Raw genomic sequence first — 16,098 nt, forward strand, 5'->3', positions numbered from 1 at the left:
CTCAATAATAAAAAATAACGTTGTCCCGGCCCGCGCCGGGACAGGCAAAATCCTGACTACCTTCATGCCTGGAGGATGGATTTACCATAATCCATGGGTGTCAGGCCAAAATAATCCGCCACCGTCTGGCCGATATCGGCGAAGGTCCGGCGGTGCCCATAGGACCCCGGCCGGATGGCGGGGCCGTAGAGTAACACCGGCACGTGCTCGCGGGTATGATCGGTGCCGCGCCAGGTGGGATCGCAGCCGTGATCGGCGGTCAGAATGATCATATCCTCGCCGGTCACCCGCGCGAGCAGTTCCGGCAGGCGGCGGTCGAACAGCTCCAGCGCCGCCGCATAGCCGGCCACGTCGCGGCGGTGGCCATAGGATGAATCAAAATCGACAAAGTTGGTAAAGACGATGGTGTTATCGCCCGCGAGTTCCATTTCACGCAAAGTAGCGTCGAACAGCGCATCCAGGCCGGTGGCCTTGATTTTTTTGGTGATGCCCACCTGGGCGTAGATATCGGCGATCTTGCCCACCGACACCACCTGCCCGCCCTTTTCTTCCACCAGCTTTTGCAATACCGTGGCGGAGGGCGGCTCCACCGCCAGATCATGGCGGTTGCCGGTGCGCTGGAAATGACCGCTTTTATCGCCGGTAAACGGCCGGGCGATCACCCGGCCGATATTGTAGCCGCCGGCGGTCAGCATCTCCCGGGCCAGCTCGCAGAGGTCGTACAAACGTTGCAGGCCGAACCGTTCTTCATGACAGGCTATCTGGAAAACCGAATCGGCGGAGGTATAGAAAATCGGCTTGCCGGTACGCATATGCTCCTCGCCCAGTTGATCCAGGATCACCGTGCCGGAAGAGTGACAGTTGCCCAGATATCCCGGCAGCCCGGCATCGGCGACCAGCCGGTCCAGCAGTTCCTGCGGGAAGCTGTTCTGGGGATCGGGGAAATAGCCCCAGTCAAACATCACCGGTACCCCGGCGATTTCCCAATGTCCGGACGGGGTATCCTTGCCCGAGGAGATTTCGCTGGCGTAGGCATAGGCGCCGATAATGTCCGCGTCGCGGTCAAGCCCCGGGGGAAAATGCCCGGTGGATTCCTCGGCGGCCTTTCCCAGTCCCAGGCGCGACAGGTTGGGCAGCCGCAGCGGTCCGCTGCGGCCCTGGTTGGCCTCGCCGCGCTGGCATCGTTCGGCAATATGGCCCAGGGTATCCGAGCCGCTGTCGCCGAATTTTTCCGCATCCGCGGCGGCGCCGATGCCGAACGAGTCGAGCACCATGATATAGGTACGTTTCATTGTCTTCTCCAACTGATTGATCCGCCCGCCGGATAAGGGCCCCTGCCCGGCGGATCAGAAAAAATCGCATGTATCCCGGCGAACGATATCGTCGCCGGAAGCGTCCCCGCGCCGTCAGTCATCCGCCGCGATACGCCGGTAAATCACCGGCAGGGCTTCAGGCGGCTGCGGCGTGAGGGTAATGGCCGCGCGCACCGTCTCCGCCGCCTGCATCCAGCCGGCTTCGCTGGCGGCGTGGATATTCGCCAGCGGCTGTCCGGGCTGCACCGCATCGCCCAGGCGCGCCATGTCGGTTAAACCGACGCTATAGTCGATGGCATCGCCGGCGCGCCGGCGCCCGCCGCCCATAGCCACCACGGCCAGGCCCAGGGCGCGGGTGTCCATGGCGCCGATAAAACCCGCTTGTTCGGCGAGCACCGGCTTGCTCAGCGTGGCTTTGGGCAAATAGTGCTCATAACGGCTGATAAAATCATGCGGACCGCCCTGTGCCGCGATCATGCGGCCAAAACGCTCCGCCGCTTCCCCGTTGTCCAGTACCTGCTGCAGCCGCGCCATCGCCAGCGGTTCGGTGGCCGCCAATCCCGACGACACCATCATTTCGCTGCACAAGGCCATGGTGACCTCATACAGTCTGGGATTACGCTGTTCGCCGGTAAGGAAGCGCACCGCCTCGCGCACTTCCAGGGCATTGCCGGCGCTGGACGCCAGGACCTGGTTCATATCGGTCAACAGCGCCGTGGTCTTGCACCCGGCGCCGTTGGCGACGCCGACGATAGCGCGCGCCAGCGCTTCGGACTGCGGGTAATCGGGCATCAACGCCCCGGATCCGACTTTCACATCCATCACCAGCGCATCCAGGCCCTCGGCCAGTTTTTTGGCCAATATCGAGGCGGTAATCAGCGCAATGGAATCCACCGTGGCCGTGATGTCGCGGACGGCGTAAAACCGTTTATCCGCCGGCGCCAGGGAGTTGGTCTGGCCGATGATCGCCACGCCGACCTGTTTTATCATCGCGCGGAACGCCTGATCGTCAGGGAAAATATTCAGCCCCGGGATCGATTCGAGCTTATCGAGCGTGCCGCCGGTATGGCCCAGTCCGCGGCCGGAAACCATCGGCACGTAGCCGCCGCAGGCGGCAATCATCGGCCCCAGCATCAGCGAGGTGACATCACCCACGCCGCCGGTCGAATGCTTATCCAGCACCGGCCCGCCCAGGGCGCTGTTCTGCCAGTTAAGCACATGGCCCGAGTCGCGCATCGCCAGCGTCAGCGCCACCCGTTCCCGAATATCCATGTCGCGGAAAAAAACGGTCATCGCCAGGGCGGCGATCTGCCCTTCCGAAACCGTATTATCGCGGACCCCATTGATGAAAAACCGAATCTCTTCTTCACTCAGCGGCTCGCCGTCGCGTTTTTTACGAATAATTTCTTGTGCCAGGAACACGGTTACCCCCTGCAAAACAAAAATGGCTATCGCCCGGAAACGGGCGGGTTTGTCATTGCCTTCTCCAATGCTCAATCAGGGGATCAATAACCGTTATCCGTGACCTGCATATCCTGGCCCAATACGGTGAGCAGGCTGGCCAGCAGGCTTGATGCGCCGAAGCGGAAATGCCGGGCGTCAGCCCACAGCGGCCCCATGATCCGGTCCGCCAGCGCCAGGTAGGCCGCCGCTTCCGCCGCGGTGCGCACGCCGCCCGCCGGTTTTACGCCCACGTGCGCGCCGACGCCTTTGTCATGGATAACCGACAGCATGATTTCAACGCTTGAAAGCGTGGCATTGACCGGCACCTTGCCGGTGGAGGTTTTAATAAAATCAGCGCCGGCGTCGATGGCGATTTCGGCGGCGCGCCGGATAAGCTCCGGACGGCGCAGCTCGCCGGTTTCCAGGATCACCTTCAGCAGCACGCCGCTGTCGGCGCACAGCGCCTTGCAGCCGGCGACCAGATCAAATCCCAGTTGTTCATTGCCGGCCATCAGCGCCCGGTAGGGAAACACCACATCGACTTCATCCGCGCCGTAGGCTACCGAAGCGCGTGTTTCCGCCAGCGCAATGGCGGCATCGTCATCGCCATGGGGGAAATTGGCGACCGTGGCAATCCGAATGTCCGGCGTGCCCTGGCGCTGCAAGGCGCGTCTGGCGATGGGAATAAAGCGGGGGTAGATGCAAACGGCGGCGGTATTGCCGGCCGGGCTTTTCGCCTGTCGGCACAGGCTGACGACGCTGTCGGCGGTATCGTCATCATTCAGGGTGGTAAGATCCATCAGACCCAACGCACGGCGGGCCGCAACGGTTAAATCAATCATAATACTCTCCAACTTTTCGGTGTGGCGACGTAGCAACCGAATCTGTAAAAGGGGCGTCATGGCTATCGCGATAACGCGCCGTAACGTTGGCGAGCGGACTTGGTTCCATGAAGAAAGACCCGGAACCATGCTGATTTCCGGGCGTTAAAGATCCCTCTCACCGCATAAGCCTGAATCAAAGACGCAGGGTAAACGCATCCTGCCTTACGCGCTGGCTCTATTTTTCCACAATCGACGATAATAAGCTGCTTAAGGATTGAGATTTATGCGTGCGATCCCGATTATCAGCCGGAAAATTTTGCTATTGACAGGGCAAACCGAATAAATCCAGGGTATTGCGGTATATTATTTCGGCAATCTGCTGCGGCGGCTCCGGCCTGAGCGCGCATAACGACGCAAAGGTCACGCGTAGGCGTTCGGGACGATTGGCCTGCCCCTGAAAGCCGGACACCGGCATATCGGGCGCGTCGGTTTCCAGCAGCAAGCGGTCCAGGGGCAGCCTGGCCATTACCTGGCGTGTTTTATTGGCGCGCTCATAGGTAATGGTGCCGCCGACGCCGATATAATAACCCAATTTGGTAAACGCCACCGCCTGCTCGTAGCTGCCGGCGAACCCGTGCACCACCCCGGTGCGCGGTAAATCATGGCGCCGCAAAATCTGCGCCAGGCGATCGTGGGTGCGCCGGGAATGCAGGATCACCGGCAGATCATGGCGGCCGGCTAACTGGAGTTGGGCCGCCAATAACGCTTCCTGGCGCGGCATCATGGGCTCCGCCATATAATTGTCCAGGCCGATTTCCCCCACCGCCACCAGTCGTGGATGAGGCCGGCGCAAATGATGCGCCAGGGCCGACAGCCCGGCGTCATCATGGCGGGTGATGGCGATGGGGTGCAGGCCCAGGGCGGCATACAGCGCCTCATGGGCGTCGGCCAATGCCAGCACGGCGGCAAAGCGCTCCGCCTCCACCGCCGGCACGATAATGCGCTGCACGCCGGCCGCGGCGGCCAGGGCGAGGCTGTCGGTTTCGTGACCGCTGAAGGGGGCAAAATCAAAATGGCAATGGGTATCGATAAAGACCGGATTTATCATGGCGTATTACCTGCGCGTGCCTGGCGCACCCAAAAGGGAGGAGGAAAAGTAAATAGTAGCATCTTTAGCACGTGCGCGGAGAGGAAAGGGAACCACGGATTAACGGCTGGGAGGGGTGGTGCGCGGGGACCTGAAAAACGCTCCGGAGAGGTCGTCAACATGATGCGTATTGACTCCCTCTCCGGATAATAACCCTATCTATCGGTTACTGCTTAACGGACCGGGGCCCGCTGATAAGGCTACATACGGCGACGGCCGGTAAACAGGCTTATCAGGAACAGGATAATACCCACGACGAAGACGATTTTAGCCGCCCATGCCGCCGTGCCTGCCAAACCACCGAACCCTAATGCTGCCGCAATCAAGGCAATGACCAGAAAAATAATGCCCCAACGAAACATAAGCTTCTCCTTACCCAAATGATGGAAATACAATTCTCGTGTTACCGGGAAACACGGACGTTAAACGCCCCGGACCGGCTTAATACTATTGGTTTTGCCGTACACGGTATCGCCCTGCGCTGCGCACCGGCAACGCAAAGCGACATTGACCGTTGGTTCTTTAGAGATTAGTACTTAAGATCGTTTTTGACACTTTTCACGCCGTCAACTGCTTTGGCGACGCTTTCGGCGCGCGAGGCTTCACGGGCATTTTTAACGTGGCCGCTCAGTTGCACGATGCCGTCGGACGTTTCCACTTTCACGTTGCGGGACGGGACGATGCTATCGGCAAGCAGCTTGGCTTTCACTTCGCTGGTAATCGCCGTGTCGCCGGCATAGGTTTTCACCGAAGCGTTGGTCGTTTCCTTCACGTGCAGCTTGTCGCTGACCGAGGTCACGCCTTCAACGGATTTGGCGGCGGTAACGGCGCGTTCAGCCTGGGCCTGGTTGGTCACAAAGCCGCTCAGGGTTACTACGCCGTTATTGGTCACCACGGAAATGTCGGTGCTGTTGATACCTTTATCGCCGACCAACGCGCTTTTCACCTTGGCGGTTACCGCGCTGTCGCCCATATAGTTTGAGGCGGTCTTCATCGTATTATCGATTTTGGCGCCGGCGCTGTTCGCCTCTGTCTTGATGGTATCGTTAGCCATCGCGGTGGAAGCCGCCAGGATGGAACCTAAAACCATAGCCGTGAGCGTTTTTGTCATCGTGATCTTATTCATTGATGTTTCCTTTTTAACTTGCCACCCGAATCAGGGTGTTTTCGCCACAAATAGCGGCCGGTCTAACTGCCTCCCGCGTTCGGCTGGGGAAGCATCCAAAAATGCAGAAATACCGCTCTCGTGATAAAGAGCAGCGTATCATACTGATTTGCACGGTTTTATTAGCTTATTTAACCGCTCCGTCAGAGACAATTTAACTATAGACTAGAAATAACAAATTGCATTGTTATCCGGGAAAAAAAGCTTAAATCCAATGATTAAGCAAGGATTTAGGAACATTCCGCACCCCGGCGCGGACATAACCATTCCGGCCGCAAGGCGCGGCGCGACAGGAAAGGCGGTGGATTCCGTCCCCACGCCGCGGCTAAAAAAGGCGGGCGCGCGGGGACGGGCGAAAAACCCGCGCCGGGAGGATCAATGCTCGCGGGTTTTGTGGAAATGGATGTCGGGATAGCGTTCCTGGGTCAGGTTGAGGTTAACCATGCTCGGAGCAATATAAGAAAGGTTATCGCCGCCGTCCAGGGCCAGGTTCAGTTCGTTCTTGCGCTTGAACTCCTCGAGTTTTTTCACATCGGCGCATTCGACCCAGCGGGCGGTGGACACATTGACCGACTCATACAGCGCCTCGACGTTGTATTCGCTTTTCAGGCGGGCCACCACCACTTCAAACTGCAACACCCCGACCGCGCCGACAATCAGGTCGTTGTTGGTCAGCGGGCGGAATACCTGAACCGCGCCCTCTTCCGACAGCTGGACCAGCCCTTTCAGCAATTGCTTTTGCTTGAGCGGGTCGCGCAGGCGGATACGGCGGAACATTTCCGGCGCGAAGTTGGGGATGCCGGTAAACTTCATGTCCTCGCCCTGGGTGAAGGTATCGCCAATCTGGATGGTGCCGTGGTTGTGCAGGCCGATGATATCGCCGGGATACGCCTCTTCGATATGCGAGCGGTCGCCGGCCATGAACGTCAGCGCATCGGCAATCACCACATCCTTGCCCGTGCGGACCTGGCGCAGCTTCATGCCGGTTTCATAGCGTCCCGACACCACGCGCATAAACGCCACGCGGTCACGGTGTTTCGGGTCCATATTCGCCTGGATCTTAAACACAAAGCCGGTAAATTTTTCTTCATCGGCGGTGACGACGCGGGTATTGGTCTTGCGCGGCATCGGCGGCGGCGCCCATTCAACCAGGCCGTCCAGCATATGATCGACGCCAAAGTTGCCCAAGGCGGTGCCGAAAAACACCGGGGTCAGCTCGCCGCGCAGGAAAGCCTGCTCTTCGAACTCGTGCGAGGCGCCCTGCACCAGCTCCAGCTCCTCGCGCAGCTGCGCCGCCAGATCCTCGCCGATGGCCGCGTCAAGATCCGGATTATGCAACCCCTTGACCGTGCGCACTTCCTGGATGGTATGGCCTTTACCGGTCTGGTAAAGATAGGTCTCATCCTTGTAGAGATGATAAACCCCTTTAAACAGCTTGCCGCAGCCAATGGGCCAGGTGATGGGCGCGCAGGCGATGCGCAGCTCGTGTTCGACCTCGTCGAGCAGTTCCGTCGGATCGCGGATATCGCGATCGACCTTGTTCATAAAGGTCAGGATCGGCGTATCGCGCAGGCGCGTCACCTCCATCAGTTTACGGGTACGATCTTCGACGCCTTTCGCGGAGTCGATGACCATCAGGCAGCAGTCCACCGCCGTCAGCGTGCGGTACGTATCTTCGGAGAAATCTTCATGCCCCGGCGTATCGAGCAGGTTGACCAGGGCGTCCCGGTAAGGGAATTGCATCACCGAGGTGGTAATGGAAATGCCGCGCTGCTTTTCCATTTCCATCCAGTCGGATTTGGCATGATGGCTTGAGCCGCGGCCCTTTACCGTACCGGCGGTAAGAATGGCGTGCCCGAATAACAGCACTTTTTCGGTGATGGTGGTTTTACCGGCGTCGGGGTGCGAAATAATCGCAAAAGTGCGCCGAGCCGCAACTTCCGCGGCGTAAGTGGCATTCTTCATCTTCTGTTTCTCGATGGGTACATACAAATTATGGGCTGGATCGCTGGTGCTAGATTCTACATGGAGAAAGTGCGCATTGATAGTGTGCGCACTGGCGCGCGGCGGTGCGGTTCACCCCAGCGGCAGCGCCATGATGATGGCATCCTCGCGCCCGACGGCGGACGGGTAGTAATCACGGCGCACCGTGACATCGTTAAAGCCAAGGGACCGGTACAGCGCGATGGCGGGCCGGTTGGATTGCCGCACCTCCAGCCACAGCGTCAGGATATCTCGCTGTTCCAATTGGGCGATGAGATGTTCCAGCAACGATCGGCCCAGGCCGCGGCGCTGGAAATCCGGATGCACGGCAATGTTGAACAGCGTCGCCTCGTCCAGCACGGTCTGGGTGATGGCGAACGCCGCCAGGGTATCCGCCACGGTCAGCTTGAGATTCAGGTAACGCTCGCCCTGGTTGCTGGCAAAGGTTTTCGCCGTCCAGGGGAATGCGTGGCTGGCCTGCTCTATATGCCAGGCGGCGGCCAGGTCAGAGACCGTCAGCGCGGAAATCTGGTTCATGATGACAAATCTGCCGCCAAAGATCGCGCTTGGCTGCTGCGTTGCCCAGCAGTTCAGCCAGCGGCGGGGTGAAAAGGGAGACACCGGACAGGGGACGCGTCGCCTCGCGCCCGAGCCACCAGCTATGGCAGCGGGTGTCTTCCGGCAGCATCGCCACCTGTTCCGGCGTGAGCGGATACAGCTGACCGGGCGCAAGATCCAGGCTGCGCGCCACATCGCCCACCAGGGGATGGTCGATGGGCGGCAAGGGGCTGGCTATCAGCAGCAGGCGGACATCGGCGGGCAGGACGACCGCCACTTCTCCCTGCAGGGACGCGGGGCGTCGCAACGCCCATTGCGTGATGCCCAATTGCTGTAACTGCCAGTCTCGTCTCGACGCCATACTGATCCTATTCGCGGTCGTTGCATATCAATCCATCGCACATCAGGCGATAAAGTCCATCGAACATCGGACAATAAAGCACTATACTCCCCGCTCAGATTAATGAGGAGCCTTTGTCGCATGTCAGTATTAACACCAGCCAGTGAAGTCATACTCCGTCACGAGGACATTTTTTCAGATAAACGCGTACTGTTCGCCGGCGATGTGCAGGATCTCCTGCCGGCGGAACTGGACGCCCAAAACGTATGTGTCCACACCGCCTGGTATCACCACTGTCTGGCACTGCGCGATAAAATGGACGATGGGTCCGTGCAGTACGGCCTGGTCGCCGACGCGGAATTTGTCCGCGAATGCGATACTTTACTCTATTTCTGGCCGAAAAATAAGCCGGAAGCACAGTTCCAGCTCACCAACCTCCTCGCGCTGCTGCCGGTGGGCAGCGATGTCTTCGTGGTGGGGGAAAACCGCAGCGGCGTACGCAGCGCCGAGCCGTTCCTGGCGCCCTACTGTCCCCTGGTGAAAATCGACAGCGCCCGCCGCTGCGGCCTGTATCACGGCCGGCTGGAAACAGCGCCGCGCTTCGACCTCGAGTCTTACTGGAACGAATATCAGCTCAACGGGTTGACGGTGAAAACGCTGCCGGGCGTATTCAGCCGCGACGGGCTCGACAGCGGCAGCCAACTGCTGTTGTCCACCTTTGATCAGCCGCTCAGCGGCGAGGTGGCCGACATCGGCTGCGGTACCGGCGTCCTGGCCGCCGTCCTGGCGAAACGCTCGCCGGGCATCAAGCTGACCCTCGGGGATGTACACGCGCCGGCGCTGGCCGCAAGCCAGGCCACGCTCGAGGCGAACGGCCTGACCGGCAACGTGGTCGTCAGCGATGTGTATTCAGCGATGCCGGGACGTTTTGACCTGATTATTTCCAACCCGCCGTTCCACGACGGCATGCATACCAATCTGCAGGCGGCCGAAAACCTGATCCGCGGCGCGTTAACCCATTTGCGCATCGGCGGGCAGTTGCGCATCGTCGCCAATGCGTTTTTGCCCTATCCGGCCTTGCTGGATTCCATTTTCGGCAGCCATGCCGTGCTGGCGCAAAATGGCCGCTTCAAGGTTTTCCAGGCGGTCCATACCGTCTCGCGCGGCAAGGATAAAGATAAAGCCGGCAAACGCGGCTAACGGGCAACCCTCCCGCCGCCGCCGCGCGCGCCGATGCGGCGGCGGCTATTTTTTTGCGCTAAATACCCGCTTTGGCTTAAATAATTATTGACGTTGACGCTAAAACCTCTAGAATTCGCCTCCGTGGTGGCAGGGCTTATGCCTTGCCGGTGCCGGGCGATGGTGGCGGAATTGGTAGACGCGCTAGCTTCAGGTGTTAGTGTCCTTTCGGACGTGAGGGTTCAAGTCCCTCCCTTCGCACCAAATACAACCACGATGTTATTAGCATAAAAAGATGTTGCCGGATTGCACGCGATGGTGGCGGAATTGGTAGACGCGCTAGCTTCAGGTGTTAGTGTCCTTACGGACGTGAGGGTTCAAGTCCCTCCCTTCGCACCAATCGGTAACCAGAACGAAAGCATGCCGTACCCCGGTACAGGCGGCCTGTTCTGAATAAAAAGTTTTACGTGTAAGTATGAGATGAATAGCCTGCGATGGTGGCGGAATTGGTAGACGCGCTAGCTTCAGGTGTTAGTGTCCTTACGGACGTGAGGGTTCAAGTCCCTCCCTTCGCACCATATTCATGCTCGTTTTTTCACGGTAGATACCGCAGCGCCGCTGACCCTTCGTCAGTCCGTCGCGTCGGTCAGGCATGCAGCTACGCTGCGCCCCTCCAGCCTCTGCGGCTTCTTTTCCCCTGTTTTCGCATCACGCTCCATCGGCGAGTGACAGCCACGTGTAAAGCTGTTAAATTATTCTATTAATTTTCTAAGCCAAACTTTCATAATAACGATACCAAATTATTAATAATCATAGTTTATTCAGAATTCTTGTCGTCTGTTATTGCCATAGTGGACAGCCGGGGCTAAAAAGTTAAGACATGATAAATACCTACAGCTATGAAGAACTCCGCAGGAGTAAGCTTCGCCTGTCGTTGCTATTGTTTTTGCTGCTTAATATCGCTTTTTCGGTTTTTTATGTCGCCACCGCCCTGAATAATACCCATTCTCCCACGCCGCCATCCATACTGGTGGCGATCGTTTGTGTAATTACTTTAATGATGAGTAATTACAAAATGAGAAATTATGCTCATCAACTGAATGTTTTTGCAATTATTATTGGCTTACTCTGGGCCTGGCATATCGCCGTGCGCTATAACCAGCTTCAGCCCGCTGAGAATAATTTCCTGCTCTTCAGCCTGATGATGGTATTTTTCATCAGCGCTATTTCGCTGGCCGATTATTTCGTGGCGTTTTGCCTGCACAGCCTGCCGCCGGCGCTGATGGTTATCGTGCTGGATCAGTTCAACCATATCCTGGTCTTGCTGTTCACCATTGCGCTGCCGCTGATAAGCTTTACGCTGCACAGCCTGATGCAAAAACGCAGCGAAGCCTTTACGGCGGAACTGGTCAACCGGCTCAGCGAAGAACGGGAAAAATTCAGCGATCTCAGCATGATAGATCCCCTTACCGGCCTGTTTAACCGCCGGGGCCTGCAAAACAAGCTCAGCAACCTGACGGGCAACGGCCCCACCAGCCATTATATTCTGCTGCTGGATATCGACCATTTCAAAGCCTACAACGACAATTACGGCCACACCATGGGCGACAAGGCCTTGGTCGCCGTAGCGGTGGCTATTCGCGATGCGGTGCGCTCCCGGGACATCGTGGTGCGCTACGGCGGCGAGGAGTTCCTGATACTGCTGATAGACGTCGATGACGGATATGCCCTGACCTGTGCTGAAAATGTCAGGCAGGCCGTGCTGGATTTAAAAATCCCGCATTTATTTAACGATCAGGTTTCCACCACCGTGACCCTTAGCGCCGGAATTGCCATTATGGCCGACAGCGATATAGAAGCTTCGCTTACCGCTGCCGATGGCGCCCTATATTTGGCAAAAAAACGCGGCAGGAATTCGGTCGAAATCGCCCCGTTAAATTCTTTTAGGCAAAATACCCAAACGGCTGAATCCTGATATGAATGCCCGGGCCGCGTTCAATGCCGCGGCCCGCCATTATTTATAAGGCCGCCGGGAGAGACATTTATATTTCAGCAAAATATCCCTCAGTATTATCTTAATAATCCGCACCCGCGCCTACCCCAATATCCCGCCGTCAATTAACGCTAACCGATTATATTATATACAGTTAATAAACAAACTTGCTGACGGGCCAATCCGGCACTAGGCTTAGGACAGTTCATTATTCATCTGACGGAGGACAGGATGAGCAAAAAAATCGCAGTCTTAATTACTGATGAATTCGAAGATGCGGAGTTTACCTCGCCGGCCCAGACCTATCAGCAGGCCGGACACCAGGTCATCACCATCGATAAAAAAGCGGGCCAAACCGTCACCGGCAAGCGCGGCGAGGCCAAGGTGACCATTGATAAGTCCATCGACGAGGTCAATGTCGACCAATTCGACGCCCTGTTGTTGCCCGGCGGCCACTCGCCTGATTCCTTGCGCGGCGACGACCGTTTTGTTGATTTCACGCGGGCCTTCGCGCAAAGCGGCAAACCGATTTTCGCCATTTGCCATGGCCCGCAGTTGCTGATAAGCGCCGATGCGGTACGCGGCAAAAAAATGACCACGGTAAAAGCGGTGGCGGTGGATTTAAAAAATGCCGGCGCCGACTTCTTTGATAAAGAAGTGGTCATTGATAACGATACCCTGGTAACCAGCCGCACACCGGATGATTTACCGGCGTTTAACCGGGAATCGCTGCGTATTCTCAATAAGAAATAACCCAGGGCATCCGCCCTGGGTCTCAGGCCTGGCGACTGGCCAGGCCTGTATCAGCTTCATCGTCTTCGCGCTTCCAGCTCAGCTTGGTGCCGAACCCCAGCTTATTGTTGGTCAGCTTAATTTCATCCAGACGCAAACGCCATATGGGCGAGGTCGCGAGCTTGGCCAGCGGGAAGCGCGCGGTATACTGCTTGCGCGCCGTCTGGGCCGCGTCGCCGGTGATTTGATTAACCTCGCCGCTATACTGTATGCCCTTGATAAGACTGATGGTAACGGTCTGATCGCTGATGGTGCCGGCGACATGTTGATTCTCCGCCAGCAGGATGCCGTGGCGGGTGGTATGATCCGTTAACATATATAACGACAGATCGGGTTCGTTCAGCACATAGAAGCAATTGGCGCACCATAAGGTCTGCGCGTCGCCGGTGCAAAGCGTTAAAACATGCTGCTTTTTCAGGTAAGCTACGATGGCTTTCAGGGGGTCGTCCGTTCGCACGATAATCTCTTATCCTTTATAAGGTTATAACCAGCATATCGCCACGCGTTCTTACATGTCCAATTAATTATGCGCAACTTTTGCAAACCTTGCACAGCGTATTACGGGCTTAATATCGTCCTTTACGCCTGACGGTTAAAGTAGGTACCATCATAGCTGTTTCTGGAAATATTACCCATGGACTCTTTGCCCAAGAGGCCATTTCCCACTAGATTTCGTTTGGCTGCTTAAGGCGCAATTCCATGACCCCATGCTGGCATATTTACCTGATTCGCACCGCCGGCGGCGCCCTCTATACCGGCGTTACCACCGATGTGGCCCGGCGGCTGGCGCAGCACCAACGCGGCAGCGGCGCCAAGGCCCTGCGCGGCAAAGGTCCGTTGCTTCTGGTCTACCACTGCCCGGCCGGCGATCGGGGCGGGGCATTGCGATGGGAGTATCGCATCAAGCAGCTGACGCGGGCGCAAAAGGAGCGGCTGGTCGCGAGCCAGGCTTCAACGCTTGAGGCGATCTGGCCGAGCCTGCAGCCGCACCGGCGTACCGGCGACGGAGACTCTCCGGGAAATAGCGGGCAGCCGGCCGTCAAAGCGCCAGCTGATTAAACGGCTCGGCGTATTCCACCCGGCCGCTGACGCCCTCCAGCGCATCCTCCGCCAGGGTAAACAGCTGGAAGGCGGCTTCCGCGCCGGGCCAGCGGCAATGCAGCTGTGAACGCGCCGCGGGAATGAAACCAAAGCGCGAATAATAGTCGGGCGCGCCCAGGACCACCACGGCGCGATAACCGAACTCGTTAAGGGTGTCCAGCCCCTCATAGATCAGCTGCCGGGCGATGCCCTGGCGGCGGAAAGCGGCCTCCACCGCCAGCGGCGCCAGGCCGACCCACTGACAATCCTCGCCGCCAATCCACACCGGGCTGAACGCCGCGTAGCCGATAACCCCGCCTTCGTCGTCCGTGGCCACGATACCCAGGGTCAGCAGCCCATCCTCACGCAGGCGATGGACCAGCTCCGCCTCGGCGTCGCGCCCGAAGGCCCGCCGCAGCAGGCTGTCGATTCCCGGCGCATCCACCGGTATTTCCACGCGTATCAGCACGGCTGGGATACGTGGATGCCCTCGGCATCCACGCCCTCCTGCAAGCCGGCCTGAATAAAGGCGGCAATCTGCATCAGCGCCGCGCGCAGCAAGGGCGGCATGGTGGCCAGATCAATCGAATCCATGAGATTTTTCACGTACAGGCCAAGCTCGGTATCGCCTTCGATGCGCAGCCGGCGCTGGAAAAACAACGTGTCGGGGTCCTCCTTACGGGCGGCGATAAGGATCAGATCGTTGGCATTGCCGCTGAAGCTGACATCGGCCCGCGCCTGGCGGCTGACCTTCAGTTGCTCATTTTCGACGGTCATATACCATACCAGCGCGATATCCTCGACCTCGATCCTAAGCCAGCGCCCCTCCAGAAAAGCCAGTTCACCCTCGGCCAGCGCTGCGCGAAACTGCCAGCGCAGCGCCTGTTCCAACACCTGACGCTGCAACGCGAACGGTGTCAGTGTGATCGGCAAGCGCAACAGCGACGGCCCCCGGCGCACCAAGTGTGCTCGTAGTTTTTCCAACACTGTTTCTACTCCTCTTAACGAATCTGCGCCTATTTTGCCACAGTGGTTAAAACCAGTCGGGGTCTACATCAATTATTCATAAAGAAAGATTGCTTATTTAAGCATAGCCGTCGCAGCTTTAAATGCTGTCATTACGCCATAAGCTGCCTCAAATCAATCTTTCCCGCGCCAACCTTATTTAGAATTGCCATGACGACTATGCATCATTTGCTGCTAAAACAACCCGTTGGCTAATGATCCTTTACGGCATGACACGCTCTGCGCCCATGCCAACACACTATTCGGGAGCTTTATGGAGCTGCTCTGTCCCGCCGGAAACCTTCCGGCCCTCAAGGCTGCCGTCGATAACGGCGCCGACGCGGTGTATATCGGCCTGAAGGACGATACCAACGCCCGCCATTTCGCCGGCCTGAATTTTACCGACAAACGTCTGCAGGAAGCGCAGGAGTACGTGCATCGCCACGGACGAAAACTGCATATCGCCATTAATACATTTGCCCACCCTGACGGTTACGCGCGCTGGCAACGCGCCGTGGATATGGCGGCCCAGGCGGGGGCGGACGCGCTGATCCTGGCGGATCCCGCCATGCTGGAATACGCCGCCGCGCGTTATCCGCAGATTGAACGCCATGTCTCGGTGCAGGCGTCCGCCACCAACGAGGCGGCCATCCGCTTCTACCAACAGCATTTTGACGTGGCGCGGGTGGTGCTGCCGCGCGTGCTGTCGATGCATCAGGTGAAACAGCTGGCGCTTATCAGCCCGGTACCGCTGGAAGTGTTCGCCTTCGGCAGCCTGTGCATCATGGCGGAGGGGCGCTGCTATCTCTCCTCCTACCTGACGGGCGAATCGCCCAATACCGTCGGCGCCTGTTCGCCGGCGCGTTTCGTGCGCTGGACGCAAACCGGCTCCGCCATGGAATCGCGTCTGAACAACGTCCTTATCGACAGCTACGGCCCGGACGAAAACGCCGGCTACCCGACGTTGTGCAAGGGCCGCTATTACGTGGACGGACAGAAGTATCATACGCTGGAGGAGCCGACCAGCCTCAATACGCTGTCTTTGCTTCCCGAACTGCTGGCGGCCAATATCGCCTCGGTGAAAATCGAAGGACGGCAGCGCAGCCCCGCTTACGTCAGCCAGGTGACCAAGGTCTGGCGCCAGGCTATCGACAGCTGTATCGCCAATCCCCAGGATTTTGCGCCGCTGCCCGCATGGACCGAGGCGCTGGGCGCGGTGTCCGAAGGAACGCAAACCACGCTTGGCGCCTATCATCGCCGCTGGCAGTAACAGGAG

General features: G+C 58.2%; 17 protein-coding genes and 3 tRNA genes. 8 read left to right on the forward strand and 12 right to left on the reverse strand.

The genetic code is table 11. The annotated features are described in order from the left end of the window. Window positions 1-62: 62 nt before the first annotated feature. From deoB to ACL2XM_RS17400, 9 genes are all read right to left on the reverse strand, one after another. Entirely contained in the window at window positions 63-1,292 is a 1,230-nt protein-coding gene (gene deoB, locus ACL2XM_RS17360) for a phosphopentomutase (protein WP_410016488.1), read from the reverse strand. Window positions 1,293-1,406: 114 nt separating this feature from the next. Then, on the reverse strand, window positions 1,407-2,735 hold the full coding sequence (gene deoA, locus ACL2XM_RS17365; RefSeq protein WP_410016630.1) for a thymidine phosphorylase: 1,329 nt from the start codon (window positions 2,733-2,735) through the stop codon (window positions 1,407-1,409). Between the two features lie 83 nt (window positions 2,736-2,818). Next, window positions 2,819-3,598, reverse strand: coding sequence for a deoxyribose-phosphate aldolase (gene deoC / locus ACL2XM_RS17370; RefSeq protein ID WP_413722101.1), 780 nt, complete (start codon window positions 3,596-3,598; stop codon window positions 2,819-2,821). Window positions 3,599-3,899: 301 nt separating this feature from the next. Continuing rightward, window positions 3,900-4,688, reverse strand: coding sequence for a TatD family hydrolase (locus ACL2XM_RS17375; RefSeq protein WP_413731295.1), 789 nt, complete (start codon window positions 4,686-4,688; stop codon window positions 3,900-3,902). A gap of 239 nt (window positions 4,689-4,927) precedes the next feature. Further along, entirely contained in the window at window positions 4,928-5,089 is a 162-nt protein-coding gene (locus tag ACL2XM_RS17380; RefSeq protein WP_162364050.1) for a DUF1328 domain-containing protein, read from the reverse strand. 167 nt (window positions 5,090-5,256) lie between these two features. Continuing rightward, window positions 5,257-5,853, reverse strand: a complete 597-nt coding sequence (gene osmY / locus ACL2XM_RS17385; RefSeq protein ID WP_413731296.1) for a molecular chaperone OsmY — start codon at window positions 5,851-5,853, stop codon at window positions 5,257-5,259. Window positions 5,854-6,267: 414 nt separating this feature from the next. Then, on the reverse strand, window positions 6,268-7,857 hold the full coding sequence (prfC, locus tag ACL2XM_RS17390; RefSeq protein WP_410016492.1) for a peptide chain release factor 3: 1,590 nt from the start codon (window positions 7,855-7,857) through the stop codon (window positions 6,268-6,270). 111 nt (window positions 7,858-7,968) lie between these two features. After that, a complete protein-coding gene (gene rimI / locus ACL2XM_RS17395) occupies window positions 7,969-8,412 on the reverse strand; it encodes a ribosomal protein S18-alanine N-acetyltransferase (RefSeq protein ID WP_410016493.1) in 444 nt (147 codons plus the stop codon). After that, entirely contained in the window at window positions 8,381-8,794 is a 414-nt protein-coding gene (locus ACL2XM_RS17400) for a DNA polymerase III subunit psi (protein ID WP_410016494.1), read from the reverse strand. Before ACL2XM_RS17400 ends, rimI begins: the two co-directional genes overlap by 32 nt. A 120-nt stretch (window positions 8,795-8,914) precedes the next feature. Between ACL2XM_RS17400 and rsmC the strand changes: the two genes are divergently transcribed. From rsmC to ACL2XM_RS17430, 6 genes are all read left to right on the forward strand, one after another. Beyond that, window positions 8,915-9,973, forward strand: a complete 1,059-nt coding sequence (gene rsmC / locus ACL2XM_RS17405) for a 16S rRNA (guanine(1207)-N(2))-methyltransferase RsmC (protein WP_410016495.1) — start codon at window positions 8,915-8,917, stop codon at window positions 9,971-9,973. 156 nt (window positions 9,974-10,129) lie between these two features. Beyond that, a tRNA-Leu gene (locus ACL2XM_RS17410) sits at window positions 10,130-10,216 on the forward strand. Window positions 10,217-10,264: 48 nt separating this feature from the next. Then, a tRNA-Leu gene (locus ACL2XM_RS17415) sits at window positions 10,265-10,351 on the forward strand. 92 nt (window positions 10,352-10,443) lie between these two features. Beyond that, a tRNA-Leu gene (locus ACL2XM_RS17420) sits at window positions 10,444-10,530 on the forward strand. Window positions 10,531-10,832: 302 nt separating this feature from the next. Next, window positions 10,833-11,927 (forward strand): GGDEF domain-containing protein, encoded by a 1,095-nt coding sequence (locus tag ACL2XM_RS17425; RefSeq protein WP_410016496.1) that lies wholly within the window; start codon window positions 10,833-10,835, stop codon window positions 11,925-11,927. A gap of 249 nt (window positions 11,928-12,176) precedes the next feature. Next, window positions 12,177-12,698: a type 1 glutamine amidotransferase domain-containing protein gene (locus tag ACL2XM_RS17430; RefSeq protein WP_410016497.1), complete on the forward strand. Its 522-nt coding sequence runs from the start codon at window positions 12,177-12,179 to the stop codon at window positions 12,696-12,698. Between the two features lie 22 nt (window positions 12,699-12,720). On the opposite strand, the gene ACL2XM_RS17435 is transcribed toward ACL2XM_RS17430, so the two are convergent. After that, the gene (locus ACL2XM_RS17435; RefSeq protein WP_410016498.1) at window positions 12,721-13,194 is read right to left on the reverse strand and encodes a YhbP family protein; all 474 of its coding nucleotides are present in this window, start codon (window positions 13,192-13,194) and stop codon (window positions 12,721-12,723) included. A gap of 242 nt (window positions 13,195-13,436) precedes the next feature. Between ACL2XM_RS17435 and ACL2XM_RS17440 the strand changes: the two genes are divergently transcribed. Then, on the forward strand, window positions 13,437-13,796 hold the full coding sequence (locus ACL2XM_RS17440) for a GIY-YIG nuclease family protein (RefSeq protein ID WP_413731298.1): 360 nt from the start codon (window positions 13,437-13,439) through the stop codon (window positions 13,794-13,796). On the opposite strand, the gene ACL2XM_RS17445 is transcribed toward ACL2XM_RS17440, so the two are convergent. Next, window positions 13,777-14,286, reverse strand: coding sequence for a GNAT family N-acetyltransferase (locus ACL2XM_RS17445; RefSeq protein ID WP_410016500.1), 510 nt, complete (start codon window positions 14,284-14,286; stop codon window positions 13,777-13,779). The genes ACL2XM_RS17440 and ACL2XM_RS17445 overlap by 20 nt on opposite strands. Next, a complete protein-coding gene (ubiT, locus tag ACL2XM_RS17450; protein WP_410016501.1) occupies window positions 14,280-14,804 on the reverse strand; it encodes a ubiquinone anaerobic biosynthesis accessory factor UbiT in 525 nt (174 codons plus the stop codon). Before ubiT ends, ACL2XM_RS17445 begins: the two co-directional genes overlap by 7 nt. A 292-nt stretch (window positions 14,805-15,096) precedes the next feature. On the opposite strand from ubiT, the gene ubiU reads away from it, so the two are divergent. Beyond that, entirely contained in the window at window positions 15,097-16,092 is a 996-nt protein-coding gene (ubiU, locus tag ACL2XM_RS17455; RefSeq protein WP_410016502.1) for a ubiquinone anaerobic biosynthesis protein UbiU, read from the forward strand. Window positions 16,093-16,098: the final 6 nt, after the last annotated feature.

The organism is Sodalis sp. RH20 (genome assembly GCF_047324205.1).
In the GTDB taxonomy this organism is placed as follows: Bacteria; Pseudomonadota; Gammaproteobacteria; order Enterobacterales; family Enterobacteriaceae; genus Acerihabitans.